General features: G+C 57.1%; 16 protein-coding genes. 13 read left to right on the forward strand and 3 right to left on the reverse strand.

All coding sequences use genetic code 11. The features are described from left to right. The first annotated feature begins 11 nt into the window (after positions 1–11). From tmk to GOB85_RS00350, 9 genes are all read left to right on the forward strand, one after another. Positions 12–692 (forward strand): dTMP kinase, encoded by a 681-nt coding sequence (gene tmk, locus GOB85_RS00310; RefSeq protein ID WP_173575628.1) that lies wholly within the window; start codon positions 12–14, stop codon positions 690–692. 72 nt (positions 693–764) lie between these two features. Then, positions 765–1,721, forward strand: coding sequence for a DNA polymerase III subunit delta' (locus GOB85_RS00315; protein WP_173575925.1), 957 nt, complete (start codon positions 765–767; stop codon positions 1,719–1,721). 154 nt (positions 1,722–1,875) lie between these two features. Next, a complete protein-coding gene (gene metG / locus GOB85_RS00320; RefSeq protein ID WP_173575629.1) occupies positions 1,876–3,459 on the forward strand; it encodes a methionine--tRNA ligase in 1,584 nt (527 codons plus the stop codon). Next, positions 3,456–4,247 (forward strand): TatD family hydrolase, encoded by a 792-nt coding sequence (locus tag GOB85_RS00325; RefSeq protein ID WP_173575630.1) that lies wholly within the window; start codon positions 3,456–3,458, stop codon positions 4,245–4,247. The genes metG and GOB85_RS00325 overlap by 4 nt, the downstream gene beginning before the upstream one ends. A gap of 39 nt (positions 4,248–4,286) precedes the next feature. After that, positions 4,287–5,090, forward strand: coding sequence for an MBL fold metallo-hydrolase (locus GOB85_RS00330; protein WP_173575926.1), 804 nt, complete (start codon positions 4,287–4,289; stop codon positions 5,088–5,090). A gap of 515 nt (positions 5,091–5,605) precedes the next feature. Then, on the forward strand, positions 5,606–7,552 hold the full coding sequence (locus tag GOB85_RS00335; RefSeq protein WP_173575631.1) for a PrkA family serine protein kinase: 1,947 nt from the start codon (positions 5,606–5,608) through the stop codon (positions 7,550–7,552). Positions 7,553–7,582: 30 nt separating this feature from the next. Beyond that, positions 7,583–8,896, forward strand: a complete 1,314-nt coding sequence (locus GOB85_RS00340; protein WP_173575632.1) for a YeaH/YhbH family protein — start codon at positions 7,583–7,585, stop codon at positions 8,894–8,896. Further along, a complete protein-coding gene (locus GOB85_RS00345; RefSeq protein WP_173575633.1) occupies positions 8,893–10,452 on the forward strand; it encodes a SpoVR family protein in 1,560 nt (519 codons plus the stop codon). The genes GOB85_RS00340 and GOB85_RS00345 overlap by 4 nt, the downstream gene beginning before the upstream one ends. A 495-nt stretch (positions 10,453–10,947) precedes the next feature. Next, a complete protein-coding gene (locus GOB85_RS00350; protein ID WP_173575634.1) occupies positions 10,948–12,108 on the forward strand; it encodes a glycosyltransferase family 32 protein in 1,161 nt (386 codons plus the stop codon). 72 nt (positions 12,109–12,180) lie between these two features. Here the strand turns inward: GOB85_RS00350 and GOB85_RS00355 are convergent, their stop codons facing one another. After that, positions 12,181–13,002, reverse strand: coding sequence for a transglutaminase-like domain-containing protein (locus tag GOB85_RS00355; RefSeq protein ID WP_456304238.1), 822 nt, complete (start codon positions 13,000–13,002; stop codon positions 12,181–12,183). A gap of 338 nt (positions 13,003–13,340) precedes the next feature. Here GOB85_RS00355 and GOB85_RS00360 point away from each other — a divergent pair, with 338 nt between their 5' ends. From GOB85_RS00360 to dnaQ, 4 genes are read left to right on the forward strand one after another with little or no spacing between them, the layout of a single operon-like run. Further along, positions 13,341–14,177 carry an N-formylglutamate amidohydrolase gene (locus GOB85_RS00360; RefSeq protein ID WP_173575635.1) on the forward strand — a complete coding sequence of 279 codons (837 nt, stop codon included), beginning with the start codon at positions 13,341–13,343 and terminating at the stop codon, positions 14,175–14,177. After that, on the forward strand, positions 14,174–15,073 hold the full coding sequence (locus GOB85_RS00365; protein WP_173575636.1) for a shikimate dehydrogenase: 900 nt from the start codon (positions 14,174–14,176) through the stop codon (positions 15,071–15,073). Before GOB85_RS00360 ends, GOB85_RS00365 begins: the two co-directional genes overlap by 4 nt. Before the next feature lie 14 nt (positions 15,074–15,087). Next, positions 15,088–15,741 carry a dephospho-CoA kinase gene (coaE, locus tag GOB85_RS00370; RefSeq protein WP_173575637.1) on the forward strand — a complete coding sequence of 218 codons (654 nt, stop codon included), beginning with the start codon at positions 15,088–15,090 and terminating at the stop codon, positions 15,739–15,741. Next, on the forward strand, positions 15,738–16,418 hold the full coding sequence (gene dnaQ, locus GOB85_RS00375) for a DNA polymerase III subunit epsilon (RefSeq protein WP_173575638.1): 681 nt from the start codon (positions 15,738–15,740) through the stop codon (positions 16,416–16,418). Before coaE ends, dnaQ begins: the two co-directional genes overlap by 4 nt. 16 nt (positions 16,419–16,434) lie before the next feature. Here dnaQ and GOB85_RS00380 read toward each other — a convergent pair whose 3' ends face one another. Together GOB85_RS00380 and GOB85_RS00385 are read right to left on the reverse strand one after the other, a co-directional pair. Further along, entirely contained in the window at positions 16,435–18,036 is a 1,602-nt protein-coding gene (locus tag GOB85_RS00380) for a sensor histidine kinase (RefSeq protein ID WP_173575639.1), read from the reverse strand. A 76-nt stretch (positions 18,037–18,112) separates the two neighbouring features. Further along, a complete protein-coding gene (locus tag GOB85_RS00385; RefSeq protein ID WP_173575640.1) occupies positions 18,113–18,829 on the reverse strand; it encodes a response regulator in 717 nt (238 codons plus the stop codon). Positions 18,830–18,891 lie beyond the last annotated feature (62 nt).

An 18,891-nucleotide genomic window follows, 5' to 3' on the forward strand; every position in this document is an offset into this window, starting at 1 on the left:
GACTGGCCTGAATGACGCATCCTGTTCCGAATGGCGCCTTCATCACTTTTGAAGGTGGTGAGGGGGCTGGCAAATCCACTCAGTTGCGGGCTGTGGCGCCGCGTCTCGTCGCTCTGGGTTATGATGTCATTGCCACGCGCGAACCGGGCGGTTCGCCCGGGGCAGAGGCGCTGCGGGATCTGCTGCTGTTTGGTGAGCACGATCTTTCGGCGCGGGCGGAGATCATGGCGCATTTCGCGGCCAGGTGTGATCATGTTGACCGGGTTATCCGTCCGGCAATGGGAGAGGGGAAAATCGTTCTGTGCGATCGGTTTTTTGATTCGACCATGGCTTATCAGGGCTATGGCCGGGGTAACGGCGACCCGGCATTGCTGGCTCTGATCCGTTCGTTGCGGGATCTGGTCGGGCTCACGCCGGATCTGACCATTCTGTTTGAAGTCGGGCTGGAAACGGGGCGAAAAAGAATTGCCGCGCGGGCCGCGGTGAGTGACGCCGCGCTTCCTGTGGCCGGGACTGTGGATCGCTACGAGAGCGCCGATATGGCATTCCATACCCGTGTGGCTCACGGGTTTGATGAGATTGCACGCGAAGAGTCGGACCGGTTCGCGCGCATCTCGTCAGAGGCAGCGGACATTGCCGCAGTGACAGATCAGGTGGTGTCGCGGATCGAGACCTTCCTGAAGGGGCGTTAAAAAGTGGCGCCGCGCAAAGGAGGAGGATCACGCTCGGCTGTGGCTGAAGCCGATAGCGCGGCATTGACGCCGATGGATGCGGCACGGCAGGCTTCTTTGCACGTTGCTGGTCACGATACCGAATTTGCCGAATTTCGGCGTGCGGCGGCATCTGGCAGACTGCACCACGCCTGGCTGCTGACCGGACCGGAAGGAATCGGCAAGGCTCCGCTGGCGTTTCGTATGGCCCGGTTCCTGCTCAATGCGGAAGACGCCACATCACCGGTGGCGCGACAGGTCACAGTCGGATCACATCCTGATCTGCTGGCGATCGGACGTAGTTTCGACGAGAAGCGTCAGAAATTCCGTAATGAAATCGTGGCGGATGAAATCCGTCCGATCAACGCATTCATGCATCGGACAGCCGCTGAAGGTGGCTGGCGTGTGGTGATCATTGATACGGCTGAATCGATGAACCGGAACGCGGCGAATGCTTTGCTGAAAGTTCTTGAGGAGCCACCGTCGCGGGCGATTCTTATTCTGACCTGTGCGACGCCCGGAATGTTGCTGCCGACGATCCGCAGCCGGGTGCGGAGTCTGCCCGTGGGACCGCTGAGCGAAGCGGATGTCCGGGCCGTTCTGTCTCGCGTGGCGTCCGAAACATCACCGGATGAGCTGACCCGTGTTGTGCCTCTCTCGCAGGGATCACCGGGTCGGGCGATGGCGTTGCTGGCGGATACGGGCGGCGTGATCGATGCGGTGGCCCATGAGGCCGTTCAGGGCATGACAATGGCCCGCATGCTCGACGTTGCCGATGCCATCGGACGCAGCGAAACCGGGTTCGGGCTGTTTTTCACGCTGCTTGGCAGTGCGCTGGTTCAGGCATCGCGGAATGCGGTGGCACCGGGGCTGAAGCGGAGCGTCAGGATGGCGGAGGCCTGGGATCAGGTTGCAACAATTCGCCGGCAGACGGAGCACTTCAATCTTGATAAGCAGGAAGCGATCATTGAGGCGCTGTCTGTTGCGGGGGATGCCGGGGTCGGGCCGTGACGGTTTGCTCTGCGCGGGTCTGACAGGCAATGTCAGGGGCGGGTTTATTCCTGCCGGGGTCTCGCGGCATCCGGCCCGTTCCGATATGGGTGCGGGATAAAGAATACAGCGCCCGGACGCATGGTCTCCACCGGACCAGAGCGGGCGTGCTACCATGTTCGACCCATCTGTCAGGGATACCAGACGAGATATGACCGGCCGTTTCTATGTCACGACTCCGATCTACTATGTGAATGGCGCGCCCCATATCGGCCACGCCTACACGTCGATCGCTGCCGATATCGTCGCGCGGTTTAACCGGCTTGCCGGAAAGGACGTATTTTTTCTGACGGGAACGGATGAACACGGCCAGAAAGTCGAGCAGGCGGCGCAGGCGGCCGGTGAGGAGCCTCAGGCATTCACGGACCGGATTTCCGCTGATTTCCGGGCCGTCGCGGATGCGATGGATATTTCCTACGACGACTTCATCCGCACGACTGATCCGCGCCATAAGGCAGGGGCTCAGGCATTGTGGGAAAAAGTCGCTGCGAACGGTGATATTTATCTCGGTGCGTATGAGGGCTGGTATGCCCTGCGGGACGAAGCGTTTTATGGTGAGGATGAGATCACCACGCGGGCCGACGGCACAAAGGTTGCTCCCTCCGGCGCTCCGGTTGAGTGGATGCGGGAGCCTTCCTATTTCTTCAGGCTCTCTGCCTATCAGGACCGCCTGCTTGAACTGTACGAAACCCATCCGGAATTCATCGGACCTGCCGGGCGACGGAATGAGATCGTCAGCTTCGTGAAACAGGGATTGCGGGATCTGTCGGTCAGTCGCACCAGCTTTCGCTGGGGCGTGCCGGTTCCGGGCGATGCAGACCATGTGATGTATGTCTGGTTTGATGCGCTGGCGAACTATCTGACGGCTCTGGGTTATCCGGATGCAAACGCACCGCGCATGGCGTTCTGGCCGGCCAGTCTGCACATGGTCGGCAAGGATATTGCCAGGTTCCACACCGTGTACTGGCCGGCTTTTCTGATGGCTGCCGGCATTGATCTGCCACACATGGTTTTCTCGAATGGCTGGTGGACAGTCGAAGGCGAGAAGATGAGCAAGTCGCTCGGCAATGTAATTGATCCGCGTGATCTGGTCGCTGAGTTCGGTCTTGATCCGGTGCGTTTTTTTCTGATGCGGGAGGTGCCTTTTGGCGGCGATTCCGATGTATCGCGGCGGTCGCTGATCAATCGGATGAATGTCGAACTGGCGAACGATCTTGGTAATCTCGGGCAGAGAACGTTGTCGCTGATCGCCCGCAATTGTGGCGGTGCATTGCCCGCTCAGGCGGCGCGAACGGAAGCGGATAACCATCTGCTCGGGCAGGCTGCGATCCTGCCGGATGTGATGACGCAGCAGATCGGACGTGTGGCGCTGACAGATGCGCTGGAAGAAGTCTGGAAGCTGATCCGCGCCTGCAACGCCTATATCGATCATCAGGCGCCCTGGGCGCTGAAAAAGACTGATCCGGAGCGGATGGCGGCTGTCCTGCGGGTGCTGGCCGATGCATTGCGGGTTATTGCAACAGTTCTTCAGCCCTATATGCCCGGCAGCATGGACAGGATGCTGACACAGCTTGGTGCTGAAGCCGGCGAGCGGAGCTTTGCCGCGCTGGAAACACCGCTTCCGGCAGGCCGGATTCTGCCAAAGCCGGAAGGGATTTTCCCTCGTTTCGTCGAACCGGAAATTGGGGATGCGAAATGACGGGTCTGATCGATACACACTGCCATCTCGATCATTTCTCTGACGAGGAAATGCCGGATGTTCTGAACCGGGCCCGTGAATTCGGCCTGGACGGCATGGTCACGATCGGCACGCGACTCTCGAAGCAGGCTGAACAGAAGGCGCTGACGAAATATTCCCGGCCTGACCTGACAATCTGGTGCGCGATCGGGACACATCCGGATCATGTCGACGAGGAGGGCGTGCCCGAAGCAGAGACAATCGTGGCTCTGACGGAAGAGCCGGAAGTGATTGCGATCGGTGAGTCCGGGCTGGATTACTTTCATGGCGGTGAGGACATTCGTCCGACTCAGCAGGCGAGTTTCCGGGCTCATATTCATGCCGCGCGGCTGACAGGACTGCCGCTGGCGATTCATGCGCGTCAGGCAGATGACGATATTGCTGTGATTCTGAGGGAAGAGACGGAAGAACGAGGTGCTTTTCCATTCCTGCTGCATTGCTTCGCGTCTGGCCCAGCACTGGCGAAAGCAGCACTGGATCTCGGTGGTTATCTGAGCTTTTCAGGGATTGTGACGTTCCCGAGGTCCACTGAACTACGTGAAATCGCAGCGCAGGTTCCGATGGAGCGTGTGCTTGTAGAGACGGATTCGCCTTTTCTGGCGCCTGTGCCCCGCCGGGGAAAACGGAACGAGCCTGGTTATACGGCCTATACCGCTGGCGTGGTTGCTGAATTGCACGGGCTGGAACTGCCTGCGCTGGCTGAGGCTACGACAGCGAATTTTCATCGGCTGTTCACAAAGGCCGGGTGAGCGGACGAAATGGTGGCCGGAAGCGGGACGAGCAGGATGCTGGAGATCACCGTGCTCGGATGTGGCGGCTCATCGGGTGTGCCGCAGATCGGTGGTCCGGACGGGCGTGGTGAATGGGGAGCGTGCGATCCGAAAGAACCCCGCAACCGGCGGACACGAGCCTCCATTGTTATCCGGGCACCGGATGGCCGCCGGCTACTCGTTGATACGGGAGCCGATTTACGCGAGCAGCTTCTGGCGAATGGGATCTCTTATGCCGATGCGATTTTTTACACGCATGAACATGCCGATCATATTGCCGGGCTGGATGATGTGCGGCCCTTCAACTGGGCGCTGAAACGGCCAATCGAGGCTTTCGGGACGGCACGAACACTCGCTGAAGTCGAAAAGCGCTTCGACTATGCTTTTCGGCCATGGTCGGACAGAGATTTTTTCCGTCCGGGGGTTGAGGCGAAAATTATCTCTCCAGGTGAGCGTCTGGACGTTATCGGCCTCACGCTGGACGTTTTCGAGCAGGAGCATGGCCGGGTGACATCGCTTGGCTTTCGATGTGGAGGCTTCGCTTACTGCACTGACGTGGTTCATCTGACTGACGAAACTCTGACCCTGCTGAAGGGCGTGGATGTCTGGATGGTGGATTGTCTTCAGATAAAACCACATTCGGCCCATGCCTGGCTGGAACGGGTAGAGGACTGGGTGGCACGGATTGCACCTGGACGAACAATTCTCACCCATCTCGGGCCGGCGATGGACTGGGCAACGATGATGAACGACCTGCCTGCAGGACTCGAGCTGGCCTGGGATGGCATGATGTTTACGGCACCGGGAGCGTTTGCCATCTGACCCTTCCCTGCGGGGGCGAATCGCAGATCAGGAGCGTTAGTGCAAATTTACCGGCAGAACGTCAAAAAATCCTGATCTCTCTGTTCCCGCAGAAAGTGCCAATGCAGGAACTGCAACCATACTATGGTTCAGGACGGTGACTGTGGCTGGTTGATGCTAACACACTGATTTTTCATGATGAAAAAGATAGTACCGTTGTAGCCTGCATGAGGCCACACAATGTCTCTTTGCGATTTCTCTTGAAAAGCGCTGCCGGTATTCGATAACGTCTGATTTAAGGATGGCGCGCTGGAACCGCGCTATTTGCCCGCTTTTTTCCAGAAAGGCAAGCCTTAATCTGCTGGCAGATCTCGCCGGTCCGGGTGGAAATCGTTCGTTACAAAATGACGGCGAGACACAGCCGAAAGACAGGCACGCTACCGGTGCTGCGCGCTCCGTGAGCGTTCCAGGTCGCAGGTTACGGAGAGGTAGGATTTAGCGACTGCACGACTGATCTTTTTCGGAGAATCGTATTGATGGCTTCTGTCTCTGACGTCTTTTCCCTGGCAACCGCAATGCGTGACCGGCATCGCGAGACTGAAATGAGCCTGTCGCAGTATCTTGAGACCTGCCGGGACGACCCGTCCTGCTACGCCAGCGCGGCCGAGCGGATGCTGAAGGCGATTGGTGAACCTGTTCTCATCGACACGTCCCGTGACCCGCGTCAGTCACGGATTTTCATGAACCGCACGATGCGGATTTATCCTGCGTTCGAAGATTTTTACGGGATGGAAGAGACGATCGAGCAGATCGTCGGGTTCTTTCGTCACGCCGCGCAGGGTCTGGAGGAACGCAAGCAGATCATCTATCTGCTCGGGCCGGTCGGTGGCGGTAAGTCCTCACTGGGTGAACGCCTGAAGACGCTCATGGAATATGAGCCGATTTATGTTCTGAAAGCCGGACGGCATATGAGCCCGGTATTCGAAAGCCCGCTCGGATTGTTCGATCCGTCCACCATGAGTGACGCTCTCGAACGGGATTATGGGATTCCCCGGCGTGTTCTGACCGGAATTGCGAGTCCCTGGGCTCTGAAGCGGCTTGAAGAGTTCGACGGTGATATTTCACGGTTTTCAGTCGTGAAGCTGAACCCGTCGAAACTGAGGCAGATCGCGATCGCCAAGACTGAACCCGGCGACGACAACAACCAGGACGTATCGGCGCTGGTCGGTAAGGTTGATATCCGTCAGCTTGAGCATTTCAGCCAGAGTGATCCGGACGCTTATAGTTTTTCGGGCGGTCTTAACCGGGCCAATCAGGGTATTCTTGAATTTGTCGAGATGTTCAAAGCGCCGATCAAGATGCTGCATCCACTTTTGACGGCGACCCAGGAAGGAAATTACGTCGGGACGGAGAATATCGGTTCCATTCCGTTTACCGGGGTCATTCTGGCGCATTCGAATGAGGCCGAGTGGCAGAGCTTTCGCAACAACCGCACCAATGAAGCGTTTCTTGACCGTGTCTGCGTCATCAAGGTGCCTTACTGCCTGCGTGTGACCGAGGAGGCGAAAATTTATGAAAAGCTGATCTCAGGTTCGGCTCTGAAAGAAGCTGCGCTTGCTCCGAATACGCTGGATATGCTGGCGCGGTTTGCCGTGCTGTCGCGGCTGAAAAATCATCCGAATTCAACGCAATATGCAAAATTGCGCATTTATGACGGAGAAAATATCCGCGAGACGGACCCGAAAGCCCGCACCATGCAGGAATATCGCGATGCGGCCGGAGTGGACGAGGGCATGGACGGGATTTCCACGCGCTTTGCCTATAAAATTCTGTCGGCGACGTTCAATCACGATTCAACTGAGGTTTCGGCTGATCCGGTGCATCTGATGTATGTTCTGGAGCAGGCAGTGCGGCGTGAACAGTTTCCGCCGGAGGTGGAGGCGAACTATCTCGCGGTGCTCAAGACTGAGCTGGCCAGCCGTTATGCTGAATTTCTTGGACATGAGATTCAGAAAGCCTATCTTGAAAGCTACAACGATTACGGACAGAATCTGTTTGACCGGTATCTCGATTATGCGGATGCATGGATTGAGGATCAGGACTTTAAGGATCCTGATACCGGGCAGATGATGAATCGTGATCTGCTGAACGCGGAACTGACGAAGATCGAGAAACCGGCGGGCATTGCAAACCCGAAGGATTTTCGCAACGAGGTGGTGAAATTCTCACTTCGTGCACGGGCAAATAACGGAGGTCAGAATCCGTCCTGGACTGCCTATGAGAAGATCCGTGAGGTGATTGAAAAACGGATGTTCAGTCAGGTGGAAGATCTCCTTCCTGTCATCAGTTTCGGATCGAAAAAAGATGGCGAAACCGAGCGTAAGCACGACGAGTTTGTCGAGCGCATGATGGAACGGGGCTATACGGAACGTCAGGTCCGCAGACTCGTTGAATGGTATATGCGCGTGAAGCAGTCCGCATAAACGAACGCCGAAAGCCTGAGGTGTCGCGCTTTGGACATTATTGACAGACGCTCTAATCCGCATGGCAAAAATCTCGAAAACCGCAGGCGTGCTCTGGGGAGGGCACGTGATGCGGTTCAGAAGGCCGTGCGCGAAGCCGTAGCCAGCGGAAAGCTCCGTGAAGCGGGACAGGGAAACGCTGTTTCCATCCCGGCGGACGCACTGCATGAGCCTGGATTTCATCGTGTTTTCAGTACGGGCGAACGCCATATCGTGCTCTCCGGCAACCATCAGTTTTCACGGGGAGATCGCCTGCGGCGACCGCCTTCCGGCGGCGGCAGTGGTGGCGGAGGAAGCGGTCAGGCAAGCGATGAGGGAGGTGGCGAGGATTCCTATCGCTTCCTTCTCTCTCGTGATGAATTTCTTGATCTTTTCTTCGGTGATCTTGAGCTTCCGGATCTGGTAAAGCGGGAGATCGCGGCAACGGAAACCACGGCACCGAGCCGTGCCGGACTGAGCAACGACGGGTCTCCGTCGCAGCTCGATATGGGCCGGACGATGCGCTACTCGATGGCACGTCGCATTGGTCTGGGGCGACCGAAACCTGCTGAACTGGAGGAGATTGAGGCGCGGATCGCTGAGCTCGAAGAGACCAGACCTTTGTCTGATGGGGATGCGGAAGAGCTGGAAACTCTCCGCGCGCGGCGCGGAGCGATCCGGCAGCGAATGAACCGTATTCCCTGGGTCGATCCGGTCGATCTGCGTTACCGGCGATTTGCCCCCACTCCGAAGCCTTCGACCCGTGCCGTGATGTTTTGCATCATGGACGTATCGGGGTCGATGACAGAGCGAATGAAGGATCTTGCGAAGCAGTTCTTTCTGTTGCTGCACGTATTTCTGGAAAAGCGTTACAAAACACTGGACGTTGTGTTTATCCGCCATGCTGAAACGGCTGAGGAGGTGGATGAGGAGACATTTTTCACCGATCCGCGCACCGGAGGCACAGTTGTTTCCACCGCGCTGGCTGAGATGCTGAAAGTACAGCGGGCACGTTATCCTGTGCAGCAATGGAATATCTATGTTGCTCAGGCATCTGACGGCGACAACTCACCTTCTGACACGCCGCGGACTGCTGAACTTCTGGAAAGCGAAGTCCTGCCTCTGGTGCAGTATTATGCTTATATTGAGGTGATGGGATCTGGTGCCGTTATTCGTGGAGATACTGATCTGTGGCGTGTTTATCGTGAGATTTCGGAGCGGCAGACGCATCTGGCTATCCGTCAGGTGAGTGACCGGAAAGAAATTTTCCCGGTCTTTCGGGAGCTTTTCGCACGCAGGACAACAGAACAGGCGGGCAGAGCATGACGGCATCTCTGACGACAGGAGCCTCACCTCAGGCGGGAAAAGGACTTCTTTATCAGGGCGCGGACTGGAATTTTCATATCATCCGCGACTGTTACGCGGCGATTGAGGAAATCGCGGAAAAAGAACTGGGGCTCGACGTTTTCCCCAACCGGATTGAGGTGATCACGTCTGAGCAGATGCTGGACGTTTATACCACCAACGGAATGCCACTCAGTTACAATCACTGGTCTTACGGCAAGCGCTTTGCCGGGCATGAGAATGCCTATCGTCGCGGGCTGATGGGACTGGCTTACGAGGTGGTGATCAACTCCAACCCCTGCATCAGCTATCTGATGGAGGAGAACAGCGCGACGATGCAGGCACTGGTGATTGCCCACGCGGCGTTTGGGCATAATCACTTTTTCAAGAATAACCGGCTTTTCCAGGAATGGACCGATCCGTCACAAATTCTGAACTATCTTGAGTTTGCAAGGGGTTATATCTCGCGTTGCGAGGAGACATACGGTCAGGAAGCTGTTGAGCGTGTGCTGGACGCAGCCCATGCACTGCAGGGTCAGGGAGTAAACCGCCACAGCGGCTCCCGGCGGATTGATCTGCGGGGTGAACAGGACCGGGCACGGGAGAGGCGCGCGTATGAAGATCAGTCATTCAATGATTTATGGAGGACTCTGCCGCCCGTCGATGAACCGGAGACGGTGGCGAATGGCGAAAAAAGCGCATTAAGGCGTCAGTTTGGCCTGCCTGAAGAAAACATTCTTTATTTTCTGGAGAAACACGCGCCCCGCCTGGCAGCGTGGGAACGCGAGGTCATTCGGATCGTGCGTCTGATTGCGCAGTATTTTTATCCTCAGCCGCAGCTAAAACTGATGAATGAGGGCTGCGCAACCTGGGTGCATGACCGGATCATGACGCGCCTGCATGAACTGGGACGGATCGATGATGCGGCATATCTGGAAACCATTCACTCGACGACGAACGTGATCACGCAGTTTGGCTATGATCAGGGTTCGACGAGCTTTAATCCGTATGCGCTCGGATTTGCGATGATGAAGGATATTGCCCGAATCTGCACAGACCCGACGGAGGAGGACCGCTCCTGGAGTCCGGGCATTGCCGGAAATGGTGACCCGCTTGGAACGCTTCGTCATGCCTGGGCGGAATATCGGGATGAGAGTTTTGTCCTTCAGTTCCTTTCCCCCCAGGTCATGCGGGACTTCAGAATGTTCCGGCTGCTTGATGACACGCGTGACCCGTATCTTCTCGTGGACGCCATCCATGATGAGGCGGGTTATCGTGATATCAGGCGTACCGTAGCGGCATCTTACGATCCTTCGGCGTGGTATGCTGAGATTGAGGTGGTCGAGGTCGATTTCTATGGCGATCGCACGCTGCGTCTGGAACATCGGACGCGGCAGGGACAGCTTCTGGCGGAGAACGACATGAAGCTGACGCTGAAAGGGCTTGCCGATCTCTGGGGCTATCGTGTCGTATTACAGGAGATCGACAGTCCAACCGGACGGGTGCTGGCGACGCATGAATCTGTCAGTCGGGTATGACAGCTGCGAGGCCGCGTAAAGACCGGTATGGCGAGTGTGGAGTGTGACAGGTCCGGACATGCGGGTGGGGTCACTCAACCGCTCGTTCTGCTGTATCGTTTCCAGGGCTCTTCATGTGGCCAGCTAACTCTGGCTGGCATGTTCCGTTCTGATGAGTATGTATTTTAATATAAAAATTGAAGAACTTCCGAATACCAGAGAGATATTCTTACAAATATTTCAGAGTTAACGTGGTGATCCATTGCGAGATGGAAGCACTGACACCGACGTATTTAATCAGAATATTTATGTATTAATTAATGAATACTCCTGTTCAATACTTTGAAACAAACACCACTATAAGGTTAATAAATATCTAAAATTATCCTGAGCTATGCGATACAGCACAACAAATTGTTCATTATGCATATCTAAAAATAGATATTTAAACTAAAAATAAATTTCACCGCGAGAACTATAGGGGAGACAAGTGATAAAATAAGCAGGGGAATCTCTATGGTTGCCGTCTTGACTACTGAAGAACCTGATATCGAAACAGGTCCGAAAATCATCACTGATTATGACATCAGTCATATCGAGGTCGACCAGCAGGCTCTGGATTATTACAGACGAAACGGAGCCGGCACACTCCATGATGCGTTCTCTATTGCGAATATTTTGCATACGAACAGGTGCGTAAAAGAGGCAGCCTCTGTTTACGGACTGGCGTTTCGTCTTCACTCGGAAAGTGCTGAAGTCTATCCGTTACCACATTCACTGCTGCAGGCACGCCTGCTTTGCTTACTGAAAAGCGGCGCTTCCCCTTCAGAACGCGAGATCAATCTTCTTCGCTCCCTGAATATCCCGGTCGCGCATTATATCGAAGGTGTCGAACAGGCCTGGCTTGCTCATGACTATAACAGTGCTGTCGCGACGATCGGCAATGCCTACGAAGAGTTTCATACAGGCGAGGAAATTGACAGTATTTTCCTTGAGATCGCCATGAACTCTTCCCTTGATCTGTTCTCTGCGAAGCCAGGAGCCGTGAGTGGTCGCATTCCCCGCCTTCTCTTTATGTACTGGGACCAGAATCCACCTCCGGAAATCAGCGATAATTTTGCATATCATCAAAACATCGATGGTTTTGAATGCAGAATTTTCGATAAGCATGAAGCGGCAGAATGGCTTTACGACAATTACGGCATCGAAGCGCGGACGCTGTTCCTTGGCGCGCGCCATCCGGCGGAAGCCGCCGATTTTCTGCGCGTGCATGTCACGCAGTTTTATGGCGGCTGGTGGCTTGATGCTGATATCCGCATTCGCAATAAAGACGCTGCGGATTTCATGGCCTCACGGACTGATCAGAATGTGGTGGTCCTGACGCATAACTACGTTGTTCATAATGATTTTTACGGCACGATTCCGAACAGTTCCATGGGAGCGGACTGTCTGCTCTCACTCTACAGAAACTGCTATCAGCACGGCGGTCTGTTTATTGCTTATAAGACCGGTCCGGGTATCTTCAATCGTGCGCTCAGCCGTCGGATCCATCGCGCCTGTGAGGGCGTTACGTTCCCCGATTCCATCGGAATTTATAAGAATGACATGTTCGATAGGCTGATTTACCAGTTTGATACACCCTACAAATCCATTCTTCCATCGTGGCATTCAGTCTGACAGACACGATATTTCGCGGCCCGTGGTCACATCGTTCCGGTGATAGTGTGACCATGGCTGCTGCGAAATTTTTCAGACGATTTCGTAAGTCGTCACATTGAACGATGTCAGCAAGTGGGGACCGAAGGACGTCGAGATGGCCACATCTGCGGCATCGCGACCGCGAGCGATAACGATGCGACCAATGCGTGGCACATTGTGACGGGCATCAAACGTGTACCAGACTCCGTCAAGCCAGACTTCAAACCATGCCGAGAAATCCATCGGATCGGGTACGACTGGCACACCGATATCGCCGAGATAACCAGTGCAATACCGTGCAGGAATATTCATGCACCGGCAAAGTGTAACGGCAAGATGGGCAAAGTCCCGACAGACGCCGATCCGCTCGTTCCAGCCTTCCCATGCGGTTCGGGTGTTTCGGGCATTGGCGTAGCTGAATGTAATATGGCTATGGACGTAATCGACGATCGCCTGCACCCGTGACCAGCCCTGAGGTGAGTTACCGAACATTGACCAGGCGAAGTCCGACAGAAGATCTGTCTCGCAGTAACGGCTGCCAAGCAGAAAAACGAGCACGTCCGATGGCAGGTCCTGCACAGGGGTCTGTTTTGCGTCATAGACGTGCTGTTCATGCCTGCCGCTGTCGTAGACAGTGAATTCCGCCCAGGTACGGAAAATACCGGCGGGGGCAAGAAGACGGGTGCAGCGGCTACCGAAGCCGTCAATGTAGCGTTGTACGGGCACCCATGGTTCGAAGGCCGGTTGCTGCGGAGTGATAAGGTCTGGTTCGCGTTCCGGACGGATGTCAAGCATCAGGATCAGCGGTGTCGGTGCCTGAAACTCGATTGAAATATCGTAACCGGCGCGGATTTCCATAAGTCGTGTCTCCATGCGTCCCAAAAATCTGTCTGCCTGATGAGTCCGTCCGGGACTTCAGTTCGACAGGCTTCAGGCGTCTTTTCGATGGCGGATCGGACAACGGTACACCCGGTCCGCGGGACATGCTGTCAACGGGTGACGATGAAGGGTGGTTCCCGTCGATCGTTACGACAGTGATATTGTTTACGGAAAATGAGCGGATAAGCAACAGCGACGCGGCCATGCGTCTGGATATCAGGTCAAATTCCGGAGGTCGGTCTTGATGCCGCTGGCTGAGTGTGTGACTTCGGGGGAACATGCCGGAGGACAACGAGGCCTCTGGCCGGGAGCAAATAATGGAGACGGATGGGATGACGTCGACCGGGAGCGATGGCAGCGACGCGGCAAATACGCTGCTTGGCACAAATGATCCGGCACCCGTCCATGTGTGCGGAGGAGCAGATCCCCGTTCGCCTTTTCTTCTGGTCAGCGATCACGCGGGGCGGGCTATTCCTGCGGCACTGAATGATCTGGGTGTATCGGCCATGGACCGGATGCGCCATATCGGATGGGATATCGGTATTGACGGTGTCGGTCGGATTCTGGCCGGGCGGCTCGGATCTCTGCTGATCGAGCAGGTCTATTCGAGGCTGGTGGTCGACTGCAACCGGGCACCTGGCCACCCGACGGCGATTGTCACGGTCAGTGACGGCACCAGCGTTCCGGCCAATGCCGGTCTTTCGGCGGAGGACGTGACCGCCCGCAGGATGGAGATTTTCGACCCGTATCATACGCGGATTGGCGAAGAACTGGACCGGCGCGAGGACGCAGGCCTGGAGACGTTTCTGGTGGCGCTGCATAGCTTCACACCGGAGATGGGTGGAGTGAAACGTCCATGGCAGGCCGGGGTGCTGCATAATCATGACCCGCGATTCGGTCGTCTGCTCATTGAAACGTTGCGGGACGAGGGCCTGGTCGCAGGTGATAATGAGCCCTACGAACTGACGGACACCAGCGATTATACCGTACCGGTTCACGGCGAGCGGAGGCAGCTTCCGCATGTGGAACTGGAAATCCGGCAGGATCTGATTGAGAGCGAAGCCGGCCAGACTGAATGGGCTGACAGGCTGGCAAAGGCCCTGCCTGAGGCGCGAACAAGATATCACACTCTGTATGGCAGACATCCGATGCAGGAGGGCGGCGCGTGAGCACTCCACGGATCACTGGCAAAGCGAGGCTCGCGGGAGTTCTTGGCCACCCGGTTGCTCATTCGCTGTCACCAGTCCTGCACAATTACTGGCTTGAGCGCCTTGGCGTGGACGGGGCCTATGTTCCGTTGCCGGTTGCGCCGGACCAGTTTGTAACGGCGGTGCGCGGACTCCAGGCGGCCGGGTTTCGGGGAGCGAATGTGACTATTCCGCATAAGGAAGCCGCCTTCGCGATTGCAGATGAAGTCGCTCCGATGGCGCGTGTGGCGGGTTCGGTGAATACGCTCGTGTTTGGTGAGGATGGACGCATCCGGGGCTCATCCACTGACGGTTTTGGATTTCTCGCGAGTCTTGAAGCCGAAGGGATCGACATTGGGGCCGTCAGGGATCGTGGCGCGGCGCTTCTGCTTGGCGCCGGCGGCGCGGCACGGTCCATTGCGGCGGCGTTAATGGAGCGGGGGTTCTCTGTCATTGTCACGAACCGCACAGCAACGCGGGCTCGGGAACTGGTGGAGACCCTGTCTCAGGCATGGCGCGATCACGCCGCAGGAGCCATGCCGGCCCTGTCGACATTACCCTGGGATCATCCGGCAGGTGTGCCTGCTGATGTTTCGCTGCTGGTTAACACGACGTCACTGGGCATGGCGGGCGGACCCGATGCCAGTTGGGCACCGGACCTGACGGGGGCAGCCGATCACCTGATTGTCGCCGACATTGTTTATGTGCCTTGTGAAACCCCCTTGCTGGAAGCAGCAGCGACGCGTGGACTGACGGCAATTGGCGGCCTCGGCATGTTGCTGCACCAGGCCCGGCCGGGTTTTCGTGCCTGGTTCGGGGCGGAGGCCGAGGTTGACGCTGCGACAGTCGCTTATGTTTCGGCGGTGCTGAAACGCTGAACGGACGTAGCGGCATGAAGATTCTCGGACTGACGGGCGGCATCGGAATGGGCAAAACGACCGTTGCCCGGATGCTGCGGCAGGGAGGCTTCCCTGTGTTTGACTCTGATGCCGAGGTGCATCGGCTTCAGGGGCCGGGGGGTGCTGCCGTTGAGGCCATTGGCCGCCTGGTGCCGGCCGCACTGGTTGCCGGGCAGGGCACGAATGCGCGCGGGCGTCTGGCTGGAGCTTCGCTGGATCGGGCGATACTCCGACAGGCTGTGATGGCGGATCGGAAACTGATCCGTTTGCTCGAACATATCCTGCACCCGCTGGTATTCGCGGCCCGGGCCCGGTTTTTGCGATGTTGTCGGCACAGAGGGGTTCGCTGGGCGGTTCTGGACGTGCCGCTGCTCTTTGAAACAGGAGGAGACCGACGCTGCGATCTCGTTGTCGTCGTGTCAGCGCCAAGGCAGACCCAGATCAGGCGAATTGCGCGCAGACGTGGAATGAGCATGAGTGAAGCGGCCCGGATGATTGCGCTTCAGATGCCGGACTGCGAGAAGCGGCGACGGGCCGATGTGGTGATCCGCACGGGGCTGTCGCTGGCCGACACGCGAGCGCAGGTGAGGGCTCTGATCAGGACATTGCGGTCTGATCGCAGCATGGGAAAGGAAATGCGGACATGAAGCGATCGGTACTGTTTGACACGGAGACGACGGGGCTTGAGGCAACAGGCGGTGATCGCGTCATCGAGATCGCCGCTCTGGAACTGATGGGGGATCTGCCGACCGGGCGCACATTCCATGTCATGATTGATCCGGAGAGGGATGTCCCGCCCGAAGCATCCCGCGTGCACGGTTTCACGCGGGCGGATCTTGAAGGAAAACCGAAATTTGCAGAAGTCGCTGATGATTTTCTGGCTTTCATCGGTGATGATGAGCTGATTGCTCATAATGCGACGTTCGATTTCGGGTTTATCAATGCTGAACTGGGCCGGGTCGGGAAGGTTCCGCTCGACGACGCACGAAAAGTCGACACGTTGCTGCTTGCCCGTGAGCGTTTCCCGGGGATGCCGAACAGTCTCGATGCATTATGCCGACGGTATGGTATCGATCTTTCCGAACGCACGACACATAACGCGCTGCTCGACTGCAAACTTCTGGCGGATGTTTATGTCGAACTGATGGGCGGTCGTCAGCATGGGCTGGGGCTCGGCGGGCTTGACGGAGAAGACACGTTGCAGGCTGTGCGCTACACGGGGACGATGACACGCAGGCCGATCTTCATTGTTCCCGATGAAAAGACACTGGCGGCGCACGACGCTTTTGTGGATGCGATGCCGGAGCCTGTCTGGAAGCAGTGAGGACGGAGAGACGCTCTTACGCCACAAGAGTCACTCTGACCGCCAGCCCCTGAGGCTTGCGATTATAGAGCATTACATCGCCGCCCTGGCCCCGGATGATGGTTCGGGTAATAGACAATCCGAGACCGGTGCCTCCGGTTTCACGATTGCGGCTTTCTTCGGCCCGCACAAAAGGCTCGAACATGCGTTCGAGATCAGCTGGCGGCAGGCCCGGGCCTTCATCCTCGATAAGGACGGTGACGTATCCGTCTTCCGGTTTTGAAAGGGTGACGGTGGCGCTGCCGCCATAGATGATGGCGTTGTTGACCAGATTCATGAATGCACGCTTCAGAGCCAGTGGGCGTCCGCGGATGATGACGGGCGGCGGATCGCCGGCCAGAATGATCCGGTCCGCGTCGTCGGGACGACTTTCACCGACATCGTCTACAACTGTCGCAAGCAGCGCCGTGAGATCGAGCGGCGTTACGGCTTCGCGGGCGGAACTGTCACGACCGAACGCAAGTGTCGATTCGACCATGGCGGACAGTTCATTAAGATCCTTGAGAAATTTCTCTCTCATTTCATCGTCTTCGATGAATTCGGCCCTCAGTTTCAGCCGGGTGATCGGCGTGCGCAGATCATGGCCGATTGCCGTCAGAAGATGTGTTCTCTCCAAAATATAGCGTCGGATACGGACTGCCATGGCGTTGAAGGCGGCGGCGGCCCGGGCAATCTCGGTTGGCCCGTTTTGCGGAAGTTGCGGGCTGCTCGCGTCCGGTGCGAAAGCTTCGGCGGCAGCGGCGAGTGTTCCGACAGGCGCAATCATCCGCCTCATGCCCCAGATGATGAGGATGCAGCCACCGGCGGTCATAAGGCCAAATGCGATCGGAAAAGCCGGAGAACTGAACGGGGTGGGAACAGGCAGGCGGTAGCGTATGACAAGCCAGCGCGTGTCTCCGGGCAACAGAAGCGCCATGCCTCGTCTGCGGGTGTGTCTGTCCGGCAGCGTTACCACGCGTTGAGGATGCCAGCGAGACAGGAGAAAAGGGGGGTGATGTCCATCCATTCGGGGATCACACTGTGGACCACGAATGGGAAAACGGGGTGTATTCAGGCCGGGAGCACCACCTTTACCATCCGGCATATCGGCTGACGGAAAATCCATCGACGGACCACCGCCGCCCATAGGGCCGCCGGGACCTCTGAATGCATCGTCCGGCCGGTGCGGGCCGCCGGGTCCGGACTGAAATCCTGCAGGCCCACCGGGTGGTCCGTCAGGAAAACCTCCCGGAATGAAAAGCAGACGGCGGAAATCCGGCGCTGATACTTCAAAAGTCATATCAGCATCAGGCCGGTCAGCCAGTCTTACTCTGAAACCGGTGGGCAACTGGAGATCTCTTACTTCGTCGGCTCTGTCTTCCGGGCTTGCTTCTGCGACGGTGCGGTACGCCATAATGGCATGGGTCACAGCCTGATGGGATGCGAGGCGATCGTCAAAGGCGAGCCGATCAAGCGTCTCAATTGTGAGACCGACGATTTCCAGCACGGCGAAACCGACAATCAGCAGCAGACTGGTGCGGGCCGCCAGTGATGCGGGCAACAGCGGGTGGCGGGAGAGCCAGTCGGAAATTACCTTCATTGCCGGACCAGCGCCTCAGGCCATAACTGTTCTTTTGTCACGTGACATTCCGCTCGTAATGCCGGAAGAGGGAGGCTCAGCGGCGTTCGACATCGGCGGCGAGAACGTATCCTCCTCCGCGAACAGTCTTAATCAGCTGAGCGTTTCGGCCGTCATCTTCCAGCTTACGGCGCAGGCGGCTGACGGCGACGTCAATTGCGCGATCAAACGGACCGGCCTGCCGACCACGCAGAAGATCGAGCAGCATATCCCGGGTCAGCACGCGGTTTGCACGCTCCAGCAGGGCAAGCAGCAGATCATATTCGCCGCCGGTCAGCGGCACTTCGACCCCAGCCGGATTGAGGAGACGGCGGCGGGCGATTTCAAGCGTCCAGCCGGCAAAGACGATTTCACGGGTTTCACCGTTACCCTGTTCCTGCGTTTCGGTAGCGCGGCGCAGTACTGCCCGGATACGGGCGAGAAGCTCCCGCGGGTTGAAAGGTTTGGCGACGTAATCATCGGCGCCCAGTTCGAGACCGATGATCCGGTCTGTGTCATCGCCCATGGCTGTGAGCATGATGATCGGGATGTTGGTCTGGGAGCGGAGCCACCTCGCAACATCAAGGCCCGATTCGCCAGGCAGCATGAGATCGAGCACGACGAGGTGATAATGTCCCTGACTCCACACGCGCCGGGCTTCCCGCCCATCCCGTGCGCTGGTCACACGCATCTGATTGCGTTCGAGAAATTTCGACAGAAGATCGCGAATCTCACGATCGTCGTCGATGACCAGTATATGAGGTGTTTGCTCCATGCTGCATTTATAAAACAGGAATCGATCCCTGTGCAGATCGTGTTTCATTCCGTTTCACTTCG

The organism is Acetobacter fallax (assembly GCF_011516735.1).
GTDB lineage: Bacteria > Pseudomonadota > Alphaproteobacteria > Acetobacterales > Acetobacteraceae > Acetobacter > Acetobacter fallax.